This is a genomic window from Cupriavidus sp. GW823-FHT06D04 (assembly GCF_058795055.1).
In genome coordinates, this window is the sequence record NZ_JBXAHL010000007.1 from 159,585 (window position 1) to 183,676 (window position 24,092).

Sequence of the window (24,092 nt, forward strand, 5' to 3'; positions counted from 1 at the left end):
TCGATGCGCTCCCCCAACGCGTTGTCGGCGGCCTTGCAGCGGTTCGGCAATGGCTTCGTGGAACTGCCGCTGTGGAACCGCAGGCCGGTACGCACCCTGGCGCTGGTGCTGGCGCTGTTCATGTTTGCCCTGGTGGTCACGGTGCCGCTGGAATTCTGGCAGCAAGTCGGCTTTGTCACGGCCTGCATCGTGCTCGCCATGTGGCTGAACCGGGTCGAGGGCCATCTCGCCACCCTGATGATGGTGGTGCTGTCGGTCGCGGTGTCCAGCCGCTATATGTACTGGCGGCTGACGGAGACGATAAGCCTGGGCAATTGGGTCGACGCGGCGTTCGGCATCGGCCTGGTGCTGGCCGAGCTGTATGCCTTCGTGGTCCTCCTGCTCGGCTACTTCCAGACGGCCTGGCCGCTGAAGCGCCGTCCGGTGCCGATGCCCGCGGACAGCGCCACCTGGCCCACCGTCGACATCTTCATCCCCACCTACAACGAGCCGCTGTCGGTGGTGAAGCCCACGGTGTTCGCCGCCATGTCGATGGACTGGCCGCGCGACAAGATCAACATCTACGTGCTAGACGATGGCCGCCGCGAGGAGTTCCGCGCGTTCTGCGAGAAGGTGGGCGTCACCCACGTGACGCGCACCCACAACCGCCACGCCAAGGCCGGCAACATCAACGAGGCGCTCAAGAACACCCACGGCGAGTACGTGGCGATCTTCGACTGCGACCACATTCCCACGCGCTCCTTCCTGCAGATCTGCATGGGCTGGTTCATCAAGGACCGCAAGCTGGCCATGCTGCAGACACCGCACTATTTCTTCTCGCCCGATCCGTTCGAGAAAAACCTGCGCACTTTCCAGGAGGTGCCCAACGAGGGCGAGCTGTTCTACGGCCTGGTGCAGGACGGCAACGACCTGTGGGACGCCACCTTCTTCTGCGGCTCGTGCGCCATCATCCGCCGCGCGCCGCTGCTCGAAGTGGGCGGCATTGCGGTGGAGACCGTGACCGAGGACGCCCACACCGCGCTCAAGCTGCACCGCAAGGGCTACGGCACGGCCTACCTGGCGATTCCGCAGGCGGCCGGGCTGGCCACCGAAAGCCTGTCCGGCCACGTCGGCCAGCGCATCCGCTGGGCGCGCGGCATGGCGCAGATCTGCCGGGTGGACAACCCTTTGCTAGGCCCGGGCCTGTCGCTGCCGCAGCGGCTGTGCTACCTCAACGCCATGCTGCACTTCTTCTACGGGCTGCCGCGGCTGGTGTTCCTGACCGCGCCGCTGGCCTACCTGCTGTTCGGCGCGCACGTGATCCAGGCCTCGGCGCTGACCATCGCCATCTTCGCGCTGCCGCACATGCTGCACGCGAACATGACCAACTCGCGCATCCAGGGCAAGTTCCGCCATTCCTTCTGGAACGAGGTCTACGAATCGGTGCTGGCGTGGTACATCATGCGCCCGGTGCTGGTGGCCTTCGTCAACCCGGCGGCCGGCAAGTTCAACGTGACGCCCAAGGGCGGCGTGATCGAGGAAGCGTACTTCGACTGGGTCATCTCGCGCCCCTACCTGGTGCTGCTGCTGTTCAACCTGCTGGGCGTAGTGGTGGGCCTGCTGCGGCTGTTCGTGTGGCACCAGGAGGCCACCACGGTGGTGCTCAACCTGGCCTGGACCTTCTACAACCTCATCATCCTGGGCGCGTCCATTGCCGCGGCCAGCGAGACGCGCCAGATCCGCGAGGCGCACCGCGTGGCGATGAAGCTGCCGGCCACGCTGCACTTCGGCGACGGCCGCGCCGTGGTATGCGAAACCATCGACTTTGCCGAAGGCGGCATCGGCATCCGGCTGCCGCATGGCGTCGAGGCCCAGGTGGGCGAGCCAGTGCGGATCTCGCTGTACCTGCAACACGACGAGCACATGTTCCCCGCCAGGGTGGTGTTCCAGGGCGAGTCGCACACCGGGCTGGTGCTGGGGGAGATGAGCCCGCGCGAGGAGATGGCCTTCATCCAGTGCACCTTCGCCCGCGCCGACGCCTGGATCGATTCGTGGGGCCGCAAGCGCCCGGACGCGCCCGGCATGGCGGCCGGCCAGATCCTGCGCATCGGCCTGCTCGGCTTCCATAACGTGATGTTCCACCTGAGCCGCGAGATGCGCCGGCTGCTGCGCCGGCCCGAGCCCGGCGCTTCCGCCAATTGACCAGCCAGAGCCGTTCACGCGCCGCGTCCCGTCCGGCTGCGGCGCACCACATGCAACGGACCACTGGCACAAGAAGAGAATGCGTTTGAACCAGACACCACGCCTGCCCGCACTCACCCGCATGGGCACCCTGTTCGCGCTCGCCATGCTGGCGGTGCACCCCGTCGGCGCACAGCGCCCCGCCCAGCCCGATATCTTGCGCGACACGGTTGCCGCGCAGGCTGCCGGTCCCTCGGCCGCACCCGCCGCGCCGCGCAGCGGCAGCCGCACCGTGCAAATCCCGCTCAAGCAACTCGGCGCCGACGCCCCGTTCCAGTTGCGCGGGGTGGACGCCATCAACGGCGTGCCATTCTCGATCCGGGCCGACGAAGTGGTGACCGCGGCCAGGCTCAAGCTGCGCTATACGTACTCGCCCGCGCTGATCCCGTCGCTCTCGCACATCAACGTCATGGTCAATGGCGAGGTCGCTGCCACCGTGCCGGTGCCCAGGGAAACCGCGGGCACCAGCCTGGAGCGCGACCTCACCATCTCGCCGCGCCTGATCACCGAGTTCAACCGGCTCAACCTGCAGCTGATCGGCCACTACACCACGGAGTGCGAGGACCCCTTCCACTCCAGCCTGTGGACCACCGTGGGCAACAGCAGCGTGCTGGAGCTGACGCTCGCGCCAGTGGCGCTGGCCAATGAGCTCTCGCTGCTGCCGCTGCCGTTCTTCGACCGCCGCGACGTGGGCCGCCTCAGGCTGCCCTTCGTGTTCGCGGGCCAGCCCTCGGCCGCCACGCTGGAAGCCGCCGGCGCGGTGTCGTCGTGGTTCGGCGCGCTGGCCGGCTATCGCGGGGCGTCGTTTGCCGCCTCCCTCAACCAGGTGCCCGCCAGCGGCAACGCAGTGGTGTTTGTCACCAACGACGAAAAGCCGGCCGGCGTGGCGGTGCCGGCCGTCAACGGCCCGGCGCTCGCGGTGGTGCCCAATCCCGGCGATGCCAACGCCAAGTTGCTGCTGGTGATGGGCCGCGACAGCGCCGAGCTCAAGACCGCCGCGCGCGCACTTACGCTGGGCGCACGCGCACTCTCCGGCCAGAGCGCCACCATCAGCAAGCTCGACGAGGGCGCGCCGCGCGTGCCCTATGACGCGCCCAACTGGATCCGCAGCGACCGCCCGGTTCGTTTCGGTGAACTCGTCGAGGTGCGCGACCTCAACGTCTCGGGCTACAGCCCCGACCTGGTGCGCGTGAACTTCCGCCTGCCGCCGGACCTATTCGGCTGGCGCAGCAAGGGCATCCCGATCGAACTGAAGTACCGCTACACACCGCGCCCGGCGCTGGACAAGTCCACGCTCAACATCAACGTCAACCAGCAGTTCCTGCGCGCCTACGCCCTGCGCCCGGTCAAGAACCCGGACGGCCGCGCCAGCCAGCTGCTGGCCAAGGTGTTGCCGGACGGCTCGGTGCCGGTGGATGAGCGTATCGAGCTGCCACTGTTCATGCTGCCCGCGCAGTCGCAGCTGCAGTTCCATTTCTACTACGACTATCTCAAGCAAGGCGCCTGCAAGGACGTGCTGATCGACAACGTCAAGGGCGCCATCGATCCCGACTCCACCATCGACGTCTCCGGCCTGCCGCACTTTATCGCGCTGCCGGACCTGGCGGTGTTCGGCAACAGCGGCTTCCCCTTCACGCGCCTGGCCGACCTCGCCGAGACCGCGGTGATCCTTCCGGACAAGCCCGGCGCCGAGGACTACTCCGCCTATCTCACGCTGATGGGCCGCATGGGCGAATCCACCGGCCACCCCGCCACCGGCGTGGCGGTGGCCGGCGCGGCCCAGGTCGGGAAGATGGCCGCGCGCGACCTGCTGGTGATCGGCACCACGCAGAACCAGCCGCTCTTCACCCAGTGGGCCGCGCGCATGCCGGTCTCGCTGGCGGGCAATGAAAAACACTTTGCGCTGACCGACATCGTCTCCACCGTGATGGGCTGGTGGAACGGCGCCGACGGTACGCGCAACCATCCCGTGGAGATGCGCCTGTCGCTCACCAGCGTCAGCACGGACGCCGTGCTCAGCGGCTTCGAGTCGCCGCTGGCGTCCGGGCGCAGCGTGGTGGCGCTGGCCAGCAATGCGCCCCAGGGCCTGCTGGCGATGACCGAGGTGCTGCTTGATCCCGAGCAGGTGAAGCGCGTGCAGGGCAGCCTGGCGCTGGTGCACGGCAAGGAGGTCGAGAGCCTGGCGGCGCAGCAGAACTACCATGTGGGCAAGCTGCCGCCGTGGACCTATGCGCAGTGGTGGCTGTCGCGGCGGTCGCTGACCATGGTGCCGATGATCGGCGGCGCCGCGCTGTTGCTGGCGGCCTTGCTGTTCGTCTCGTTGCGCGCGCGTGCCAACCGGCGCAAGCGGGGAGAACCCACGTGAACGTCAACCAGCCGCGCCGCCGCTGGCTGGCGCGCCTGCCGGGGCTTGGCGCGATGGCCCGGCTCGCACCGCTGGCCGCCCTGCCGGCGCTGGGAGGCTGGCCGACGCTGGCGGGCGCCGCTGCGCCCTCCTCCTGCCCCTGGCCGCTGTACCAGCACTTCCTGTCGTCCTTCGTGCAGGCCGACGGCCGCGTGCTGGACCCGTCCACGCGCGAGCAGCACAGCACCTCCGAGGGCCAGTCCTACGGCATGGTGTTCGCGCTGATCGCCAATGACCGCGCCACGTTCGACCGCCTCTGGCAATGGAGCATCGCCAACCTCGGCGCGGGCAGCCTGCAGGACAAGCTGCCGGCCTGGCAATGGGGCCATCGCACCGACGGTTCGTGGGGCGTGATCGACGCCAACTCCGCCTCGGACGCCGATCTGTGGTTTGCCTTCGCGCTGTTCGAGGCGGCCCGCGTGTGGCGCCAGCCGCGCTATGCCGGGCAGGCGCGCGCACTGCTGAAGCTGGTGGCGCGCGAGGAAGTGGTGTCGCTGCCGGGCTTCGGTGCCATGTTGCTGCCGGGGCCGCAGGGCTTTGCCGAAGGCAAGGAAGACGGCGCGCGCCAGTGGCGCCTCAACGCCAGCTACCTGCCGGTGCCGTTGCTGCGCCGGTTGGCCGGCGGCGATCCGTCCGGGCCGTGGGGCACGCTTGCCACGCAGGCCGGGCGCCTGGTCGAGGCAGTGGCGAGACAGGGCATCGTGCCCGACTGGTCGGCATACCGCACCGACCAGGGCGGCATGGGTTTCCTTACCGACCCCGTCAACGGCGACGTGAGCAGCTATGACGCGATCCGGGTCTACCTGTGGGCCGGCATGACGCCGCGTGGCGATGCCGCCGGGCGTGTGCTGATGAAGGTGATGGCGCCGCAGGCGCAGCGCATGGTGGGGCGCGCCGCCCCGCCCGAGCGCATGCACGCCGGCAGCGGCGCGCTCGAGGGCGAAGGCCCGGCCGGCTTTTCCGCCGCGCTGGTGCCCTTCCTGCAGGCGGCCGGATCGCCGGCCGCCGCGGCGCAGCGCGCGCGCGCCGAGGCCATGCTCGGCGCGGCAGCCGCTGGCAAGCCCGCCGCCACGTATTACGACACCGTATTGGGACTATTCGGCCTCGGCTTTGCCGAAGGCCGCTACCGGTTCGCCCCTTCGGGGCAACTCGAGCTGGAGTGGGAGAAAGAATGCCGAACCGCAAGCGCCCGGCCATGAACGGACGCGCGACCATTTCCCTGCGGGCGCCACGCGCCAGGCAACTGCGCGCGAAAACGCTCGTGCTGAGCCTGCTGACCGCATTCACCGCAGCCGCCGCCGCCCAGGAGGACCCGGTCAAACTGCTGGTGGACCAGGGCAAGTACTGGCAGCAACGCGGCCGCAGCGACCGCGCCGCCGAAGCGTGGCAGAAAATCCTGCGCCTCAATCCCAACCAGCCCGAGGCGCTGTACGGAATGGGCGTGGCCGAGGCCGAGTCGGGCCGTGCCGATGCGGCGCGCTCCTACCTCGAGCGGCTCCAGAAAGCCCAGCCCGGCTCGTCTCAGGTGGCGCGTCTGACGCAGCTCATCACCAGCGGCGGCACAGGCCAGCAGCTCGAGCAGGCGCGCCAGCTCGCACGCAGCGGCCAGAGCGAGGAAGCGGTCAAGCGCTACCAGCAGGCCGCCGGCGGCGCCGCGCCGCAGGGCAACCTCGCGCTCGAGTATTACCAGACCCTGGGCGGCACCGCGCAAGGCTGGGAAGAGGCCCGCAAGGGCCTGGAGCAGCTCGCGCGCGCCAATCCGTCCGACCACCGCGCCCAGCTCGCCCTGGCCCAGCACCTGACCTACCGCGAATCCACCCGGCGCGAAGGCATCCGCGGGCTCGAAGCGCTCAGCAAGAGCCCCGACGTGGCGGGTCAGGCGCGCGAGAGCTGGCGCCGCGCGTTGACCTGGTTGGGCGGGCGCCCGGCCGATGCGCCGCTGTACCAGGCGTGGCTGGCCAGCCATCCCGACGATGCCACCATCCGCGCGAAGCTCGACGCGGTCAGGATCCAGCCGCAGCCACAGCAGGAAGGCGCGCGCTTGGCCGGCGCCAGCGTGAGCCCGGTGCGCCAGCTTGTGCAGCAGGGCTTCGACGCCCTCGACGCGGGCAATCTCGAACGCGCCGGCGAGCGCTTCCAGAGCGCCCTGGCGCAACACGCCGACGATGCCGACGCGCTCGGCGGCATGGGCGTGCTGCGGCTCAAGCAGGAGAAGTTCGCCGAGGCGGTGGACTATTTCGAGCAGGCCACCAGGCGCGGCGCGGGCGGCCGCTACCGTGCAGCGCAGAACAGCGCCACCTACTGGTTGCTCTCCGAGCAGGCCAGCGCAGCGCGCAACACCGGCAACCGCGCCGAAGCGCGCCGCCTGCTCGAACGTGCCATCAAGCTGGACGCGCGCGAGCCCTCCGCTCAGGTCGCCCTGGCCGACCTGATGGCCGAGGAAGGCCAGTACGCGCAGGCCGAGGCCGTCTACCGCCGCGTGCTCAAACAGCATCCGGACAATCCCGACGCCACGCGCGGGCTGGTGGGCGTGCTGTCGGCGCAGAACAAGAGCGCAGAAGCGCTGGCCATGGTGCAGAACCTCACGCCGGCCCAGCAGGAGAAGGTCGGCTCGCTCGGCAAGCTGCGCGCCGACGAAGCGCGTGCCCAGGCGCGTGCCGCCCTGAAGCGTGGCGACACCGCCGGCGCGCGCCGCGCGCTCGAAGACGCCATGGCAGCCGATCCCACCAACCCGTGGGTACGCCTGGACGCGGCGCGCGCCTTTGCCTCGGTGGGCCAGAAGGAGCAGGCGCGCGGCATCATGGACGGCCTGCTGCTGTCCAACCCCGACATGCCGGACGCACTCTACGCCAGCGCCCTGCTGTCGGCCGAGACCGGCGACTGGCAAGGCGGGCTCGATGCGCTCGAACGGATCCCGCCGCAGAACCGCACGCGCGACATGGGCACGCTGCAGCGTCGCCTGTGGGTGCACGCCGAGGCCGCGCGCGCCGGCGAGTTGGCCGCGGCCGGCCAGCAGCGCGCCGCGCTGGCCGTGCTGCAGGAGGCTGAGCGCTATGCCCAGCAGGATGCCGACCAGCTTGGCGCGCTGGCACTGGCCTACGCCGATGCCGGCGACGAGGTGCGCGCGCTGTCGCTGATGCGCAGCGTGATGAGCCGCACGCCGCGCGCGGACGTCGGCATGCAGCTGCAGTACGCCGCCATCCTGCTCAAGACCAGGCAGGACGTAGAGCTGGCCGGCGTGCTGCGCCAGCTGGCGGGCGCCAGCATGAGCCAGCCCCAGCGGCGCGACTACGACGATGTGCGCGTGGCCTATATCGTGCGCCAGGCCGATGCGCTGACCGAAGCCGGCGACCTGGTCGCGGCCTACGACACGCTGGCCCCGGCGCTGTCCGAGCGCCCCGGCAACGGCGCCGTGCGCGCGAGCCTGGCGCGCATGTACGCGCAGGCCGGCGAGAACAAGAAGGCGCTCGCGCTGTATGAAAGCGTGCTGGAGAAAGACCCGCGCAACCTGGACCTGATGCTGGCCGCAATCGGTACCGCCGCCGCCGCCAAGGAGTTCAGCTGGGCCGAAGGCACCTTGCAGATGGCGCTGGCGCAGGCGCCTAAGTCGCCCAAAGTGCTGACCGCCGCCGGCCGCCTCTACCGCGCGCAGGGCAAGACGTCGCGCGCGGCCGACTATTTCCGCGCCGCGGTGGCGGCAGAGAGCGCCGCCGGGGCCGCGCCCGGCGCCCGCCCTGACGCCTCTGGCTTCGACCGCGTCCCTGCCAACCCCTTTGTCGGCCTGCCGGGCCAACGCGGCAGTTCGCAACTGCCGCCCCCGGGCTCGCCGGCACCCTACGTGGCCGTGCCGGCGCCGACCGCAGCAGCAGCCCTGCCCCCGCCGGTGATGATGCATACCAGCGCGCAGGCCTACGGCCAGCCGTATATCCCCGCGCCCCTCGGCACGGCGCCGGCCGCGGGCGCATTGGCCATCCAGCCGCAGGCCTACTACCCGCAGCCGGCCAGCGCATCGCCGCGCGCGCCGGCCGCCAGCAGTGCCACGCGCGGCAAGAGCACGAAGGTCGTGGCGGCTGCGCCTGCCTATCCTGCTGCGCAGGCGCAGCAGCCGGCCGGGCAGTATCCGGCGCCGTTTCCGAATGCGGCGCCGTACCAGGCGCCACCATACCCGGCACCGCAATACCCCGCTGCCCAGACAGTGGCCGCAGCCGACGGCTACGGCGCCGCATCCGCCGTGCCGGCCCGCCAGCCGCTCGGCGCCCAGTCGCGCGCGCCGTGGTTGGCCGACACCGATTCGCAGGCCAACCCGACCGGTCCCAGGACAGCCCAGCAGGAACTTCAGGAAATCGAGTCCCAGCGTACCGCCACGCTCGCGGGCGGCCCCATGCTGCGCGGGCGCAACGGCGATTCCGGCATGAGCCAGCTCACCGAGTTGCAGGTCACGGCGGAGGCCAAGATGGCGGCGGGCAACGGCAAGCTGGTGGCACGCGTGACGCCGGTGGCGCTGGATGCCGGTTCGGTCGGCGGCGACTTCAACAACGCCTCGCGCTTTGGCGGCGGTCCGCTGGCTTATGGCGTGAACGGCGCGGCGGTCAACCTGAACGGCAGCCCGCTGAAATCCGCTTCGGCGGGCACGCAGAACGCCTTTGGGGTGGCGCTCGGCGTAGCCTACGAATCCGACCGTTTCAATGCCGACCTGGGCAGCACGCCGCTGGGCTTTCGCTACACCGACGTCAACGCCGGTGCGCGCCTGAACCTGCCGCTGACCCAGCGCACCACGCTGTCGCTCGGTGCTTCGCGCCGGCCAGTGACAGACAGCCTGTTGTCCTACGCAGGCGTGCGCGACGAGCGCACGGGCCAGCAATGGGGCGGCGTGATGAACAGCAGCGCGCGCGCGGACGTCGGCTGGGACGACGGACTCTTCGGCATCTACGGCTACGGCGGCTATGGCCTGCTGACCGGCCACGACGTCAAGCGCAACACGCGCTGGGAAGGCGGCGGCGGCTTCTACCTGCGCGTGATCGACACCCCAGACCAGCGCCTGATGAGCGGTGTGAACTTTACCTCGATGGGGTATGCGGAGAACTTGCGCTACTTCACCTTCGGCCAGGGCGGGTACTTCAGCCCGCAGACCTACTTCGCGGTCACGGTGCCGCTCTCGCTGTCGGGCCGCACCGGGCGGCTGGCCTACAACGTGCGCGGCGCGCTCGGGGTGCAGGCGTTCAGCGAGGATGACTCCAACTACTTCCCGACTGACGCGGCGGCCCAGTCGGCGGCCAATGCCGCGGTGGCCACCGCCAACAGCAAGGGCCTGACCAACGCGACCAGCGCAGTCTACCCGGGCCAGTCCAAGACCGGCCTGGCCTACAACCTGGTCGGCTCGATCGAATACCAGGCGGCGCAGCAACTCTATGTGGGCGGCCTGGTGGGCATCGACAACGCACGAGACTATCGCCAATGGTATGCCGGCGTCTACGTACGTTATGCGCTGCAGCGCCAGACCGGACTGATCGCGTTCCCGCCGGTGCCGCCGCAATCCGCGGTGGGCCCGCTGCCGTTCTGATTGCGCCGCGTGGCCGGCGCGGCGTCAATGATCGGAAAGCAGGCGCAGCCGGACAGACGGCTGCGGCGGGTGCTCAGGCCTCGGGATGGCCGCGGTCGGGAGCCATTCGAGTCCGGGGCAATCACATGGAATCCCCTACTTCGAAGGGATCGACATAGCCGACGAGTCGGTAGAATCAGGTTGCAGCGCACAATAAACGCTTGCGGTTCGAGCGTGGGCCGCTCAAGACAAGGCCTGTGCGCACACATTCACGAGCGGAGGTTGCAGATGAAATTTCCATCCCTCTTGATATTCGTGCTGGTTGCCGGGGGCGCCAATGCCGGCCAGCGTCTGGGTGTGGCCAGCTACGGCCAGACTGGTGGCACGCAGTACGGTGGTGCCAGCTACGGCTCTGGCCAAATGCAAAGCTACTCCGCGGGTGGCGTGAACGCCGATATTGGGAGGCGCTATAGCGGCACAACAGGCCGTTCCCAGTTTGGAGACACATCGTCTGAAAGAAGCGGAATGACAAATTCCCAGCCGCGTTCACCATCTCTGTACCCGTCCACGGGCAGTTCAACACTCCAGCAGCCAAAGGCTCCGAAATGAAGAGGCCGCCCGGCGACTCCGGCCCCGATCTGCCTTGACCTCCTGCGCTTCATCGCGGCATATGCCGTCGTGCTGTATCAGCTTGCCCCCCCGATTACCTTGAATGCAGTTTCTTTTGGCTGCGCTAAGCTGCGGCAGCTTCTCTCCCCAAAGAGACCATGTGGAACGCAATCAGCGATGTCGGCGATGCCGCATTGACGCTACCAGTCGCCATTTCATGCGCAGTCTGGCTGGGAATATCAGCTCCCCGCCTGGCCATCCGCTGGATACTGCTTCTGTCGGCCGGCATGGCACTCACCGGCATCACTAAAGTCCTGTACGCCGGATGCGGGTTCGAGATTTCCTCGATCGGATTTCGCATGATCAGCGGGCATACGACCTTGTCGACAGCTGTCTGGACCGTCGCCATCGCACTCCTTTCCCGGGGCATGGGAGGCAACGCGGGCATCGGCGCCATCGCCGGCTTGCTTGTCGGCCTGCTGACTGCTGTCGCCAGGGTCTTCGATCACGCGCACACGGTTCCCGAAGTCATCGCGGGCTGGCTTTTGGGCGCTGCAATCGGGGCGCTCTTTGTTCGCGCTCTCACGCGTTCCGAATTCAGACCGTTTCGACCGGTTGGCGCCGCTGCTGCGCTCATCCTCGTCACCACCGCGGCGTATGGAAACCACGCGCCCTTCCAGACCATGATCGAGGCACATTCACGAGGTCTGTGCGCACGTGCATTCTCCGCAGTTTCGGCCGCACGCTAACGTCAAGTGGGGAGGGACTCGAGGTCGGACCCTCGCTTGCAGTCCCTTACTCAGGGGGGTTCGGCCCAGCTGACGAGTAGGTAGAATCAAGTTGCAGCGCACAATAAACTAGGAATGCGCTTCGCTCAGGGTCAATCTCACCGGTAAGCCGCGATGCTCTATTTGCTAGCGTTCGTCGCCTTCGAGGCGGCATGGTTCGTTCCATTCCGCATCGTGTTCAGGTCTGCGCGATTCAGCGCGCTATATGCCTATCTTTCCTTGATCCCGATTCTTGGGCCGCTGATCTGTATCTGGATACTCGCCGCGCGACCATGGCCGCTCAAGAGCAAGGTTGTGCGCACGTATTCTTGAAAGGGAAAGCCCCCCGAAGGCCTTGGCGAAGGGGAAGCCGCTGGTGCGGAGGACCTGGACTTCAGCGCCAGGAAGAAGGCGCCGGGATAGGCCAGCCCAAATCGCCCCCGCATGCTTTCGAGCCTGCCTTATGCAAAATTCCGACAACTGCTCGATGCGAAATGCCACCGGGCTGGCATCGAACTGCTACGTCGCGCGACGTGGCTGGAGCGTGCATGCTGCCGCATCGGTCGTAACTGCGCGCCGCAGGCAGAAGTTGTTGGCTGAGCCAGCGTAACGACGGATCAGGGTAATGGCAAAGCCGATCATTGATAACGAGTTGTGGAAGCAGCTGATTGAACCACTAAACATTCAGAAGGAACACAGGATATGGACAACCGCGTTACCAAGGCCGTCTTCCCCGTCGCGGGACTGGGCACCCGCTTCCTCCCCGCCACCAAGGCGAGCCCCAAGGAAATGCTGCCTGTCGTCGACAAGCCACTGATCCAGTACGCCGTGGAAGAAGCCATGGCCGCCGGCATTACCGAGATGATCTTTGTCACGGGCCGCTCCAAGCGCGCCATCGAGGACCATTTCGACAAGGCCTACGAACTGGAAGTGGAGCTCGAGGCCAAGAACAAGCAGGCGCTGCTGGACGCGGTCCGTTCTATCAAGCCGGCCAACGTCGAGTGCTTCTATGTGCGCCAGCCCGAAGCACTGGGCCTGGGCCACGCGGTGCTGTGCGCAGCCAAACTTGTCGGCGACGCGCCTTTTGCCATCATGCTGGCCGATGACCTGATCGACGGCAATCCGCCGGTGATGAAGCAGATGGTCGACATCTACAACCACTACAACTGCTCGGTGCTGGGAGTGGAAGAGATCGCGCCGGAGCAGAGCCGCTCCTATGGCGTAGTCGACGGACGCGAATGGGACGAGGGCGTCATCAAGATGTCCGGCATCGTGGAAAAGCCCGCGCCGCAAGATGCACCCTCCAACCTGGGCGTGGTCGGCCGCTATATCCTGACGCCGCGCATCTTCGACCACCTGCGGCAGCTCAAGCCGGGTGCCGGAGGCGAGTTCCAGCTCACCGACGCCATCCAGTCACTGCTCGGCCAGGAGCAGGTGCTGGCCTACCGTTACCAGGGCACGCGCTACGACTGCGGCAACAAGCTGGGCTACTTGAAGGCCACTGTCGAGTATGCGCTGAAGCACCCGGAAGTCGGCCCCGACTTCCGCCGCTACCTGGGGCAGGGTGACCATCATCAGGCTGACAGCGTGGTTGCCTGACGAAGCTGCCTGCCATTCAGTTTGGTGAGGGGGGCACCCCCTCACCCCTCTCTCCACCGTCCGTGCGGCTCCGCATACGGCGGTTCACAAACAAGACTGCAAGCGTCGCTGTGCGGCGATGCCAGCCCCCTTACAGTCACGATTCGATACAAAGGGCGCGCGGATCCCGGTCTGCTTCTGCAGCTTCTTCGGAAACATGGCGACTCTTCAGGCGGCTGTGCATAGCCTCGCATTGCTTCAACTTCGTTGCCCTGGGCGCCTCTGCTGGGCTGGCAATGCCGGCCTCGGTGGCAACGCGCAGATATGCTTGCCGGAAGACTACGGCCACGGTAACGATGAGCGTACCGATGCCCAAGGCTCGAACTGCAAGCTGGGTGTATTGCGACATAGCGAAATTGGCTTGGTGATAATCAGGAATCAACACTACTACTTGGCCACGCTACACGCGCCTCCAAGCCATTCTATGTCTGTTGAATGAGAAGGACCGAGTCTGGATCTCGATTTCAGAACCCGGAGAAGCGAATGCCGATCGAGCCGTAGCCGTAGTACCGGTCCAGCTTGCCAGCGGTCGTGGCGTTATAGAGAAACGGAATGGTGCCAACGAAGTTGTACAGCGACGCCTGGCCGCGCAGGAACACCTCCACGTTCTTCACTACCGCATACGATAGCTCCAGCCCCAGCGTATGGTTCGAGCGAATCGGCGAGTAGCCATAGGTTTTCGCGCGGTCATCGACATTGCTACGCAGCAGGTATTGGAACTGGTAGCCCAGCCGCGCGGCGAAGTTCTCGTACTTCCAGCGCCATGAGCCGCCCAGGTTCAGGTAGCCGGCCGTGTAGTTGAAATCGTCGTTGAAATTGATCCCGAACTGGCTGGCGTCGACTGCGAACGAGGCCGACTGGAGGGTGGCATTGCCAGCGCGGCACGGTGCGGCCAGCGCGCCGTTGGCGATATTGTCAGAGCCGATGGCGACGTTGAAATTGCAATTGCCCCGCTGCAGCCCGGCATTGAGGTTCCCGATGGTCACACGGCTGATCCCGAGCCCGACGAAACCCGTGAGCTGGTTGCGCTCGGTCAGCTCGCCCGAGAAGATGACGTCGGCCTGGCCCTGGACGTCATTCGCGTTGTTCACCGTCAGGCTGTTGAAGGTCGTGTTGCGAACCGTGACCGGCGTCGAGCGGTTCAGGCTGCCGGAGTGGTCTCCCCATAGCGAGAAGCGCACCATGATGCGATCGCGCGCGCCAGGCTCTGCCAGCGGGTCGTAGTGCATGGCCAACATCCAGCTGTCGATCTGGTTATGGTCTTGTCCGTAATCGATACCGCGGCGCCAGTAGGTGGCCGACCCCGACCAGTACGGCGAGAACTTGTAGCCCAGCATCAGCTTGCCACCGCGATAGTCGCCGGCGTTGTCCGACACGGGGCCCTGCCGCCCGCGCAGGTTGAAGACATCCACAGTGCGATTGACCATGTCGTAGCTGGCCTCCACCCGCACCGAGGTGAACTCGCCCGTGGCGGGCTCGGCCAGCATGAATACATCGTCCGGCGCGGCGCTGGCCGCGCCCGCGCACGACAGGCCCAGCATCAGCGCGCAGGCTTGCTCCAGCCGGCGCTTGCGAAACAGCTGCATAGAAAACTCCGAGGCCGCGGGGCAAGCCTCATTCATGGCGCGTCCCCAGGGACTCGACGCAGACACAAAAGAACCCGGCCACCCGTGGCACTGCCCTGAGGCATGCGTCCGGATGACCGGGGGCATAGCCTTCCCCATCCTGGCGGAAGGCAGCACTACGCGCCGGTCACGGGTTGAGCGTAACCGTAGTCTTGAGGCCGTCGCCGGTCACCTTGGCCGCGTCAGTCCTCACCGACGCCGTCTTGGCGTTCTCCACGCTGCCGTCCACCAGCGCACCCAGCTTCACGTCCTTGCCGCTAATACCTGTCAGCGCAAACGTCACGGGGAACGTGCTGGGCGACTTCGGCGTGAGGGCGTCAACCTGCGCCTGGCTCAGCGCGCCGGCAGACTTGAGCTTGCCAAGGAACACCGTGAACGGCAGGTTCAGCGAACCGCCGTTGGCGCTGTCGAACAGGTTGTCCGCGACGCCATTGGTCAGGCTTGCGGCAGCCGACACGTTGCCGCTGATCTCGAACGAATAAGTCGTGTTGGCCGGCACCACCACATCCACCAGTTGCGATCCGTTGAACGTCAGCGTCACGTTCTCGATGATAACGTCGACCTGGTTGCCGCCGTAGGTATAGCTCAGGCCAGCGCGCACTTGCGACGGGCCGCCATTAAAGGCATCACCATTCTGCGTCAGCGCGACCTTGATCGAGCTCAGCGTGCCGCCCGTGACCGAGATCGAGTCGGTGATCGGGTAAGCCTGGCCGTTGATCGTCAGGTTGGACAGCAGGACGTAGTTGGTCAGCTTGACTGCGTTCGCCACCTCGTTGATCGCGGTGCTGTTCACCGCGCTGCCCAGGTCCGCGGATGCCTGCTGGATCTCGGTGGTATTGCCGGTCGACACGGCGTCGCCGAGTGCAGCCAGCTTGGTCGCGTTCGACGCATCGGTCAGCGCGGCCGGCGTTATAGCCTTGACCAGCGCCGTGGTCGTCGTGGTCTGTGCGCTCTCGGTCACGACGTTGATCGACCCGCTCGCCTTCAGCTTCGACAACGTTTCGGCCGGGCTGCTGCTCAGCGCGATGTCGTCCAGCGCTGTGCTCACGCTCGACACCTGGCTCGTGATCAGCGGGGCGGTCAGTGCGGCCACGTTGGCTGCCACGGCGGCAATGTTCGACTGCAGGCTCGCGGGCAGGCCGCTCTGGGCGTTCTGCACAGCGCCCGACACCACGCTCGTCACCAGCGCGCTGCTGGCCAGGTCAGCCGTGCCCGACGCGCCGGCCACGGCGGTGGCGACCGCCTTGGCAGCCGCTGCGGCCGCAGCCTCGGCGGTCAGCGTGCCACCCGTGGCCAGGCCCGTCAGCGTCTTGGCGACCTGGTCGACCAGTTGCTGTACCACGACCGCCGCCCTGAGCGTGGCTGCGTCCTGCATCGGGTCCAGCGTGGCCAGGTCCTTGCCTGCCAGGCCGAGCTTCGCCGCCAGTGCAGCTGCCTGAGTCGGGCCGAGTTGCGCAACCAGCGTGGTCAGCGGCGAGATCACCGGTGTCACGCCCTCCTTGTATGTCACCGCCGGTGCCTGCAGCACCCCGGTGAACGGCTGGTTAGTACCGATATCGGTGCCGCCGGTCACCTTGAGCGCGCTCGTGGCGCAACCTGCAGGGAAGGTGAAGTCGCCGGTTGCATTCGTCGTCGTGGTCTTGTTGCTGCAATCGAGGAAGGTGACCGTCGCGCCAGACAGGTAGAAGTCCACCGCCTTGCCGCTCACGGTGACAGAAGGCTGGGACGGCGTCGGCGAATCGTCGCCGCCACCGCAGGCAACAAGCGTTGCCGCGGCGGCAGCCATGATGCCGAGGGTGAAGATGTTCCGGGTTTTGGTTTGCACGCTTCTCTCTCCTGAGATCGATACTTCGGTACGTCGATACATTGGTGGGGAAATCCTGCGACGGAATACTGCCGCGCACAGTCTCCGGCGCCCTACGCTGCCCTGTCGTGCCACGCTTCGGCTCGCAAGCGGTTTTTTGCTGCAGCAGCTTGCAGATCGCGCCAGCACACAGATAAACAAATCCCCAAATCTGTGTCACCCCTACTTGGCGGGGGATAGCCTTTGCTTGCGCGCAGCCTCGTAAGCCGCACTGCAGCATCGCCGACGCACGCCCGCCGTGACTCACTACGGCCTCGCTAACAGGCGTCTGCACCAGAGCAGAGCGCAGGAAAATCGCCCGGTCCCAGCCAGCCGGCAATGTATTGCCCCATTGCGTCAAGCAACACGTCAGACGTCAGTCCCGCTGCGCCGGCCAGTGCCGGGCAGATGATCCACGTGGTGCCGTCGTGCTCCAGCACGCGCAGGGTCTTGGGCAAGTCAGCGGGCTGCAGGATATGGTCGGCGCCGCGCACATTCCCGAGCGCGAACGCCTGCACGAAATCGTCGGTGTGGCGCTCGCCCAGGCATACCACCACCTTTGGCTTCCAGAGCCTGCGGATCCTGTCAATGAAGGCGAAGCGCTGACCATCGCGGCAAAGCTCGAGGTAACGCTGCCTGGGCACAAGCTCCGGCTGGCCGCGGAATGCCGTCGACCACGGTGTCTGGTTAATCAGCCGCGCTGGCAGCGGAAACAGGCTGAGCTTGAACTCCGCGCCGTGCGGCGCGTACAGATGACGGTCGAAGTAATGCTTCCAGTCCCGCTCGCCCAGGGGCGTGTTGAAGAAATGCGCGCGCGCTGCGGCCATGATCCTGGCAATCTTCTGGTGCGACTGCCAGCGCTCCATGTGGGCGCGGTGCTTGTGGCGGTACGCAGCGTCCCACGCACTGGCTTGCGCGTGCGGAACCAGCGGCGCCACCATCGACTCCGCTCTCGGATGCGGTGAACTGTCACAAAACCATACTGCCGCATCCGGATTTCCCCCTTCCATCCCTACATACGACGCGAAATATTCTTCGAGCTGTTCACGCGTAAACACTGTATTCGGTTCTGTTTTCATGCCTCTACCGCGTGGGTGAGTAAAGGATGCCAAAAGGCTGAGCCCCCGCTCAGCGATTTGTTGCACCACACAAACTAGGCAGCGGCCGGATTCTGCGCGCGAATCAGCGTGTTTTCTCCCCCCATTCGAGGGATACGTTGTCATCTCGTTTCCCTTCGTAAGCGGGGTAACGTTCAACGCAATATCACGGCAATCACGCGCGCGAGGCCTCGATAAACTCGTAGCAAGTCAATCTACAAGCGTGCCCGCATGTCACACGTACGTCGTGCGTTTGGGTTAAAGTTGCCCTCGTGCGCCAATGTTCTGTTCTGTACCGGCCGGTAACCAGTCACCAAGCTTCGCGTCATCGATAGTGTCAAACGTCCCAGCCTCACCGCGCCACGCTACCCAGTTCACGGGCGCCGAACCCGAACGCTTGCCGCACAGCCACTTCGAGGTAGGTGCCGATGGACCGCAGGCCGCCCGGGGTCAGATACTTGCGTGGCGACAACGCGTTGGGCACGTCATGGACCTGAAGGTCACGCGCGACAGCCTCCTTGCGCCCTTCCACGCAGCCATCGACCGCTACCTGATCGCGGACATGTCTTTCACGGACTGCCGCTGTGACGGCGTCACGCTGCAACGCAGCCTCGCGCGTATCTCGACTGACTCGGCACGGCATCACGCGATACAGGTCTTCGTCGAAGGCAGCGCCGGCGTAGTGGTGGGTGAGCGCCGCAATCCACAGCCGCGCCACGGAGGTATTCTGCTGACGGACCTTGGGCAGCCGATTGAGATGCGGCGCGAGGCAACACGCGCGCTCTCATTCTTCGTCCCGCGCATAACGATGGAAGCCATTTTCATGGAAGCCGAGGCCGCGCACGGACGTATCGTGGAGACCGACACACCGCTGAGCCGACTGGCCGTTGCACACGCAGTCGCACTCAGTCGGGATCTGCCAACCATGACACCCGAGGCCACCGTGCACGCCATGCACACCGGCGTGGAGCTACTGGTCGGGGCCCTGCGGCGAGGCGTGGGCCTGGACGGCAGCACTCGCGCCGCGGTGCGCAGCGCCGTACTGGCACGCGCCCGTCGGCTGATAGACGCCGATCCCGGCCAAGCCGGACTGTCGCCCACCAGGCTGCTGTCAAAGCTGGAAATCTCGCGAGCCACCCTTTACCGCTTGTTCGAACCCGAAGGCGGCGTGCAAGCCTATATCCGCAAGAGCCGTCTGCGGGCTGCCGCGCAGGACCTGGTGCGCTACCCCCACCTGGCTGTCAACGACATCGCCTACGGGCTGGGCTTCAACAGCCCGTCCGACTTTACGCGCGCATTCCGCCGCACCCTCGGCATGTCACCGCGCGACCTGCGGGCCTACGCGACTGACGCCGGCAACCGTGCCTTCTGGCAAGCCGCGATCGCAGTCCAGGGCAAGGATTATCAGCAATGGATGCAGCGTCATGCCGCGTGATGACACCGCAGCCGCAGTGGCCAAACGGTGTCACACCGAGGCTTCGGGCTCTTCCTGTCGGTGTCGATCGGGCTCTTCTGGCCGTATCTGGAAATCGGCGATCGTCAGCCACTGGCTGATGAAGTGCCCCATTGCATTCAACAGGACGTCCGATCCCAGGCCGGCAGCGCCGGCCACCGCCGGGCAGATAACCAGGCGCGTGCCCTGGTCCTGGTAGACGCGCAGTACCCGTGCCTGGTCAGCCGGCTTCAGGACATGCTCGGTGTATGGCTGGCCGCACATGCCAAACGCGTGCAGGTAGTCATCCTCGTGACGCTCGCCCAGGCAGATCACCACCTTGGGCTGTTGGCGCCGGCGCAATGCCTCGATGAAGCGGAAGCGTCCGCCGTTGCGGCACAGTGACAGGTAGTTGACCTTGGGATTGAGTTCGGGCTGCTGACCATACAGCCGCTTCCATGGCAGCCCGTTGTCCGCGCGAGTCGGCAGCGGAAACAGGCTCAGCTTGAATTCCCACCCGCGCGCACGGTAGAGATACTCGGAAAGATAGCGCTGCCAGCTGCAGCTATCGCGCCGGGCAAACAACACCATTTCCCACGCCGCCGACATGATGCGCGCGATGCGCTGGTGCGTCTGCCACCTTGCCATATCGTGTGCGTGAGCGACCCGAAAATGCGCGTCCCAGGCGCTCGGCACCCGCTGCGGAGCCAGCGGCGCCGCCAACGGCAAGCCCACCGTGGTAGGTACATGATCGCAAATCCAGACCGCTGCCGCCGGATTGCCGCCCTCCATCCCCACGAAGGAAGAAAAATAGGCGTCCAGCTCATCGCGGGTAAAAACGTTCCCTTTCATGTCTTGTTGCATCCTGCGGAAGATTGCCGTGACACCGGCTTGAGATCGGCACTACCGCGTTGCGCGCCATGCCGACGCAAGACTCTAGCTGTGGCCGCGCCTCGCACTTGACCATATGTCTCAAAACGGAAGAGAGCGACTTAAAGGTGCCACACAAACATCGTCCCACTTTCCCTTCTTACGCAGGGTACCGACGGGTCACGCTGCACCGCACTATTCGCACCAGAAACACGAAGCACACCGGCGCCACCAGCGCGCCGGCAGGAAGAGAGCGTTGCAGTTCCAGGGACGGCACTCAAGGATGCGGCCAGTGGCCGGTCACTAGCTGACCGCAGCCACGCCATGGAACCGACTGCCGCAAGGCAGTCCCGCACGACTCTGCTTTGTCTGCGCCAAGAGCATGCACACCAAGATGCATGCCAGCGACGAGCCTGGCCGCCACTGTGCACGGCCGGCAAGTTCGGAGGAGAAAAAAAGGGCATGGGCACTCGCTTGAGCGCCCATTACGCGAACGCTTCGGGGGAAGCAATGGGTGTCTATCGCGATATGTTTGCCAGGCATCACGATCAGCTCGCGCTGATGGTGCGCCTGCTCGACGCCGGCGCTATCTGGGTGGCGGCAATACTGGCCAGCGAAGTGCGCTTTGCCAGCGCGCACGCGCCGATCCACCTGTTCGTCCAGTATTTCGGCTGCGCGATCGCCTTCATCGTGTTGCCCGGGTTCGACCTCTACAGCTCATGGCGTGGCCGCAGCCTGTTCTCGCTCGCCACACGCTTGCTATCCGCCTGGAGCCTGGTCTGGCTGATCAGCGTTCTGCTGACCTACCTGCTGCACCAGGCCGACTCCCTCTCCCGCTTGTGGATGGTTTACTGGTACGCCTTCTCGCTGGCCGGCCTGCTGGGCCTGCGCGTGGCCAGCCGCGTCGTGCTCAACCTGTTGCGCGTCACCGGCGCCAACAGCAAGCGCGTGCTTATCGTTGGCTATGGCCGTACCGGACAGGAGATGTACCGCCGCGCGACCGCCAGCCACGCCACCGGATTCAAGATCAGCGGCATCTACGCCCCCGAAGGCGAGCCCACGCCCGAAGGACGCCGCCGCATCACCGACAGCGCCCAAATCGCCGATTTCGCGCGCGAGCATGAGATCGACGAAATCTGGCTCACCCTGCCGATGAGCGAGTTCCGCCTGATGCAGGAGATCAACTTCTCGCTGCGCAATGACTTCATCGACATCAAGTGGATGCCGAGCGTGCTCGACTTCGACTTGCTCAACCACAACGTCGGCAACTTCCTCGGCATGCCCGCGGTGGAAATGAACAGACCGCCCGCGCTCGGCGTACGGGGCACGATCAAGGCCATCTTCGACCGAGCCTTTGCCGCGCTCGTCCTCATCGCCCTGTCGCCGCTGTTCCTGATCATTGGCCTCCTGATCAAGCGCGACTCCCCGGGCCCAGTCTTCTTCAAGCAGGAGCGCCTTGGCATGGACGGCCGCGTCATCCACGTCTACAAGTTCCGCAGCATGAAGGTCCACGCCGAGCATGGCACCGTCACGCAAGCCACCAAAGGCGACAGCCGTATCACGCCGATCGGCGCCTTCCTGCGCCGCACCAGCCTGGATGAGCTGCCGCAGTTTATCAATGTGCTCAGGGGCGAGATGAGCGTGGTTGGCCCGAGGCCGCATGCCATGGCGCATAACAATATGTACAAGGAGCAGTTGGACTTCTACATGCTGCGCCACCGGGTCAAGCCCGGGATCACGGGCTGGGCCCAGATTAACGGCTATCGCGGCGAGACCGACACCCTGGACAAGATGGCCAAGCGGGTGGAGCACGACATCTTCTATATCCGGAACTGGTCGTTCTGGATGGATGTGAGGATTATTTTCTGGACGGCGTTCAAGGGGTGGACGGGGCGGAATGCGTACTGAAAAAATCCGGCAGCCTAGCCAGGAAACTATGCGTCCAATGAAAGTATTGCATTTGATTAACGGAGAGTTCTACTCAGGGGCCGAGAGAGTTCAAGATCTCCTTGCATTGCGACTGCCTGAGTTCGGCGTTGAATGTGGATTCGCATGTCTCAAGCCGGAACTGTTCCCAAATTGCCGGCGGTCGGTCGATACGCCCCTTCATAAGGTATCGATGCGCTCCAGATTCGACGCGTCTGTGGCGGGCCAAGTCGCCGCGATCATCAGGCAGCATGGCTACCGACTGCTCCACACTCACACGCCACGCGCTGCACTCATCGGAAGGTTTGCAGCAAGCAAAGCGGGCATTCCCATGGTTCACCACGTTCATAGCCCTACTCGTCGCGACAGCGAGAACCGAGCTCGGACCTTCATCAATGCGATAGTGGAGAACTGGAGTCTCTCAAAAGCCGTGAGGCTTATAGCCGTATCCAACAGTTTGAGCCAGTATCTTCGCGATTGCGGATTCTCGTCGAACCAGATAGCAGTAGTTCCCAATGGGGTACCCGCAATCGCCGATCAATCCATTCCGAACGGTAACTCATCAGAATGGGTGATCGGTACGGTCGCCCTATTCCGTCAGCGTAAGGGGCTCGAGGTGTTGCTGCAAGCCTTAGCCTTGCTACGAGAGAAGGGCCAATCTGTGCGCCTCCTTGCGGTAGGAGCTTTTGAAACCACCCAGTATGAAAAGCACATCCGCGAGATCACGGCAAAGCTAAATCTTAATGACGCTATTACTTGGGCTGGATTTACCCTCGACGTTGCTACTGAATTCAAGAAGATGGATGTGTTCGTCCTACCCAGCCTGTTCGGGGAGGGGCTACCAATGGTCGTCATCGAAGCGATGGCCCTTGGTCTGCCTGTAGTAGCCACAAGGGTAGAAGGTATTCCGGAAGTCTTAGAGCCAGACGGCGCCGGAATTATTGTCGAGCCCAATCAGCCTCGCGCAATTGCTGAAGCAATAGAACAGCTCATCCAATCACCCGCCCAGCTTGCCCAACTCGCAGAGTGCGGGCGAGCTAGACAGCGCTCCCACTACTCGGACATAGCAATGGCACGAGAGGTCGCAACCATTTACCGGGAAATCGTCGAATGACCAAGCGCCTGCAAGCATTTGGCATAGAGATAGATGCGCTTGACAGAACCGACGCGGTCGCAGAGGTGCTGGAAAAACTCCAATCGGACAAACGTAGCTGTGAGTATGTTGTCACGCCTAACGTTGATCACATTGTAAAGCTTGGACAATCAGCGGATTTTCTTCAAGCATACCAATCCGCCAGCCTGATACTTGCCGACGGTTGGCCGGTTGTTGCTGCGTCAAGGCTGCTGGGGACTCGTCTCCCCGAGAGGGTAACAGGAAGCGACCTTGTACCAAATTTATTTGCGCACGTCTCCTCGATATGGCATCGCAACCTCACCGTCTTTCTGCTTGGTGCAGCGCCTGGCGTGGCCGAGCTAGCCGCGCGCAACATCGAAGGAAAGTGGAGGAATATTCGCGTGGTGGGCACTTATAGCCCTCCCTTTGGTTTCGAAAAGGATCCGAAAGAGTGTGCTTCCATTTGCTCGAAGATTGCACAATCCGGTGCTGAACTGCTCGTCGTGGGACTAGGTGCTCCAAAACAAGAACTCTGGATAAAAAAGCACACCGCCCAACTCCCGGTGAAAGTGGCTCTGTGTGTTGGCGCTACCATCGATTTTCTAGCCGGCGCCAAGCGGCGGTCACCGAAATGGATGCAGCGGGCTGGTTTGGAATGGCTGCATAGGATGGGGTCTGAGCCACGAAGATTGGTCAAGCGGTATGCCTATGGTGCTGTCGTCTTCCCGCTGCTCGTGATTAAGGAAGTGGTTGCTGGCCGTCACCGCAGGGCATAGAGACTAAAGTAACCTGTTGCTGGTCCAACCTTTGTTGACGAACCTCGGAGGGGAAAGCTGAGGTCATTCCACCTCCCCCTCAACCTGGATCGCCGAGCGGTGTAACCGATATCTACCGACAGACGCTTACACTCATTCGGAATCCCTTCCGTCGCCCCTCGCGTCAACGATCACGTCGCTAGCCAATTGGGGCAAAACGGCTATACCTACCGCCTCGGCATAGACCATTTCC

15 protein-coding genes are annotated in these 24,092 nt (G+C 65.1%); 10 read left to right on the top strand and 5 right to left on the bottom strand.

Annotation, left to right across the window (positions count from 1 at the left end; genetic code table 11):
• The first annotated feature begins 3 nt into the window (after nucleotides 1-3).
• The 6 genes from bcsA (at nucleotide 4) to galU (ending at nucleotide 13,138) form a co-directional block, all read left to right on the top strand.
• The gene (bcsA, locus tag AC1Q7H_RS12625; RefSeq protein WP_492381374.1) at nucleotides 4-2,181 is read left to right on the top strand and encodes a UDP-forming cellulose synthase catalytic subunit; all 2,178 of its coding nucleotides are present in this window, start codon (nucleotides 4-6) and stop codon (nucleotides 2,179-2,181) included.
• A gap of 79 nt (nucleotides 2,182-2,260) precedes the next feature.
• Complete coding sequence (bcsB, locus tag AC1Q7H_RS12630; protein WP_492381352.1) at nucleotides 2,261-4,585, top strand: cellulose biosynthesis cyclic di-GMP-binding regulatory protein BcsB; 2,325 nt, start codon at nucleotides 2,261-2,263, stop codon at nucleotides 4,583-4,585.
• Nucleotides 4,582-5,823: a cellulose synthase complex periplasmic endoglucanase BcsZ gene (gene bcsZ / locus AC1Q7H_RS12635; RefSeq protein WP_492381353.1), complete on the top strand. Its 1,242-nt coding sequence runs from the start codon at nucleotides 4,582-4,584 to the stop codon at nucleotides 5,821-5,823. The genes bcsB and bcsZ overlap by 4 nt, the downstream gene beginning before the upstream one ends.
• Nucleotides 5,796-10,184: a cellulose biosynthesis protein BcsC gene (locus AC1Q7H_RS12640; RefSeq protein WP_492381354.1), complete on the top strand. Its 4,389-nt coding sequence runs from the start codon at nucleotides 5,796-5,798 to the stop codon at nucleotides 10,182-10,184. Before bcsZ ends, AC1Q7H_RS12640 begins: the two co-directional genes overlap by 28 nt.
• A 746-nt stretch (nucleotides 10,185-10,930) precedes the next feature.
• Nucleotides 10,931-11,521, top strand: coding sequence for a phosphatase PAP2 family protein (locus AC1Q7H_RS12645; protein ID WP_013953044.1), 591 nt, complete (start codon nucleotides 10,931-10,933; stop codon nucleotides 11,519-11,521).
• A 720-nt stretch (nucleotides 11,522-12,241) separates the two neighbouring features.
• The gene (galU, locus tag AC1Q7H_RS12650) at nucleotides 12,242-13,138 is read left to right on the top strand and encodes a UTP--glucose-1-phosphate uridylyltransferase GalU (RefSeq protein WP_492381355.1); all 897 of its coding nucleotides are present in this window, start codon (nucleotides 12,242-12,244) and stop codon (nucleotides 13,136-13,138) included.
• Nucleotides 13,139-13,274: 136 nt separating this feature from the next.
• Here galU and AC1Q7H_RS12655 read toward each other — a convergent pair whose 3' ends face one another.
• From AC1Q7H_RS12655 to AC1Q7H_RS12670, 4 genes are all read right to left on the bottom strand, one after another.
• The gene (locus AC1Q7H_RS12655) at nucleotides 13,275-13,562 is read right to left on the bottom strand and encodes a hypothetical protein (RefSeq protein WP_492381356.1); all 288 of its coding nucleotides are present in this window, start codon (nucleotides 13,560-13,562) and stop codon (nucleotides 13,275-13,277) included.
• Between the two features lie 79 nt (nucleotides 13,563-13,641).
• The gene (locus AC1Q7H_RS12660; protein ID WP_492381357.1) at nucleotides 13,642-14,763 is read right to left on the bottom strand and encodes a hypothetical protein; all 1,122 of its coding nucleotides are present in this window, start codon (nucleotides 14,761-14,763) and stop codon (nucleotides 13,642-13,644) included.
• Nucleotides 14,764-14,929: 166 nt separating this feature from the next.
• Nucleotides 14,930-16,627, bottom strand: a complete 1,698-nt coding sequence (locus AC1Q7H_RS12665; protein WP_492381358.1) for a hypothetical protein — start codon at nucleotides 16,625-16,627, stop codon at nucleotides 14,930-14,932.
• Nucleotides 16,628-16,923: 296 nt separating this feature from the next.
• The gene (locus AC1Q7H_RS12670) at nucleotides 16,924-17,724 is read right to left on the bottom strand and encodes a transcriptional regulator (protein WP_211982182.1); all 801 of its coding nucleotides are present in this window, start codon (nucleotides 17,722-17,724) and stop codon (nucleotides 16,924-16,926) included.
• Between the two features lie 505 nt (nucleotides 17,725-18,229).
• On the opposite strand from AC1Q7H_RS12670, the gene AC1Q7H_RS12675 reads away from it, so the two are divergent.
• The gene (locus AC1Q7H_RS12675) at nucleotides 18,230-19,177 is read left to right on the top strand and encodes a helix-turn-helix domain-containing protein (protein WP_492381359.1); all 948 of its coding nucleotides are present in this window, start codon (nucleotides 18,230-18,232) and stop codon (nucleotides 19,175-19,177) included.
• Nucleotides 19,178-19,207: 30 nt separating this feature from the next.
• On the opposite strand, the gene AC1Q7H_RS12680 is transcribed toward AC1Q7H_RS12675, so the two are convergent.
• Nucleotides 19,208-20,026, bottom strand: a complete 819-nt coding sequence (locus AC1Q7H_RS12680) for a transcriptional regulator (protein WP_492381360.1) — start codon at nucleotides 20,024-20,026, stop codon at nucleotides 19,208-19,210.
• Nucleotides 20,027-20,572: 546 nt separating this feature from the next.
• Here AC1Q7H_RS12680 and AC1Q7H_RS12685 point away from each other — a divergent pair.
• From AC1Q7H_RS12685 to AC1Q7H_RS12695, 3 genes are read left to right on the top strand one after another with little or no spacing between them, the layout of a single operon-like run.
• A complete protein-coding gene (locus tag AC1Q7H_RS12685; protein WP_492381375.1) occupies nucleotides 20,573-21,952 on the top strand; it encodes an undecaprenyl-phosphate glucose phosphotransferase in 1,380 nt (459 codons plus the stop codon).
• A gap of 37 nt (nucleotides 21,953-21,989) precedes the next feature.
• The gene (locus AC1Q7H_RS12690; RefSeq protein ID WP_492381361.1) at nucleotides 21,990-23,084 is read left to right on the top strand and encodes a glycosyltransferase; all 1,095 of its coding nucleotides are present in this window, start codon (nucleotides 21,990-21,992) and stop codon (nucleotides 23,082-23,084) included.
• A complete protein-coding gene (locus tag AC1Q7H_RS12695; protein WP_492381362.1) occupies nucleotides 23,081-23,860 on the top strand; it encodes a WecB/TagA/CpsF family glycosyltransferase in 780 nt (259 codons plus the stop codon). The genes AC1Q7H_RS12690 and AC1Q7H_RS12695 overlap by 4 nt, the downstream gene beginning before the upstream one ends.
• The last annotated feature ends 232 nt before the right edge of the window (nucleotides 23,861-24,092 follow it).

Coding starts and splice junctions, on each gene's coding strand:
- bcsA (WP_492381374.1), top strand. CDS start 4: ATGCGCTCCCCCAACGCGTTGTCGGCGGCCTTGCAGCGGTTCGGCAAT.
- bcsB (WP_492381352.1), top strand. CDS start 2,261: ATGCGTTTGAACCAGACACCACGCCTGCCCGCACTCACCCGCATGGGC.
- AC1Q7H_RS12640 (WP_492381354.1), top strand. CDS start 5,796: ATGCCGAACCGCAAGCGCCCGGCCATGAACGGACGCGCGACCATTTCC.
- AC1Q7H_RS12645 (WP_013953044.1), top strand. CDS start 10,931: ATGTGGAACGCAATCAGCGATGTCGGCGATGCCGCATTGACGCTACCA.
- galU (WP_492381355.1), top strand. CDS start 12,242: ATGGACAACCGCGTTACCAAGGCCGTCTTCCCCGTCGCGGGACTGGGC.
- AC1Q7H_RS12660 (WP_492381357.1), bottom strand. CDS start 14,763: ATGCAGCTGTTTCGCAAGCGCCGGCTGGAGCAAGCCTGCGCGCTGATG.
- AC1Q7H_RS12670 (WP_211982182.1), bottom strand. CDS start 17,724: ATGAAAACAGAACCGAATACAGTGTTTACGCGTGAACAGCTCGAAGAA.
- AC1Q7H_RS12675 (WP_492381359.1), top strand. CDS start 18,230: ATGGACCTGAAGGTCACGCGCGACAGCCTCCTTGCGCCCTTCCACGCA.
- AC1Q7H_RS12680 (WP_492381360.1), bottom strand. CDS start 20,026: ATGAAAGGGAACGTTTTTACCCGCGATGAGCTGGACGCCTATTTTTCT.
- AC1Q7H_RS12685 (WP_492381375.1), top strand. CDS start 20,573: ATGTTTGCCAGGCATCACGATCAGCTCGCGCTGATGGTGCGCCTGCTC.
- AC1Q7H_RS12690 (WP_492381361.1), top strand. CDS start 21,990: ATGAAAGTATTGCATTTGATTAACGGAGAGTTCTACTCAGGGGCCGAG.
- AC1Q7H_RS12695 (WP_492381362.1), top strand. CDS start 23,081: ATGACCAAGCGCCTGCAAGCATTTGGCATAGAGATAGATGCGCTTGAC.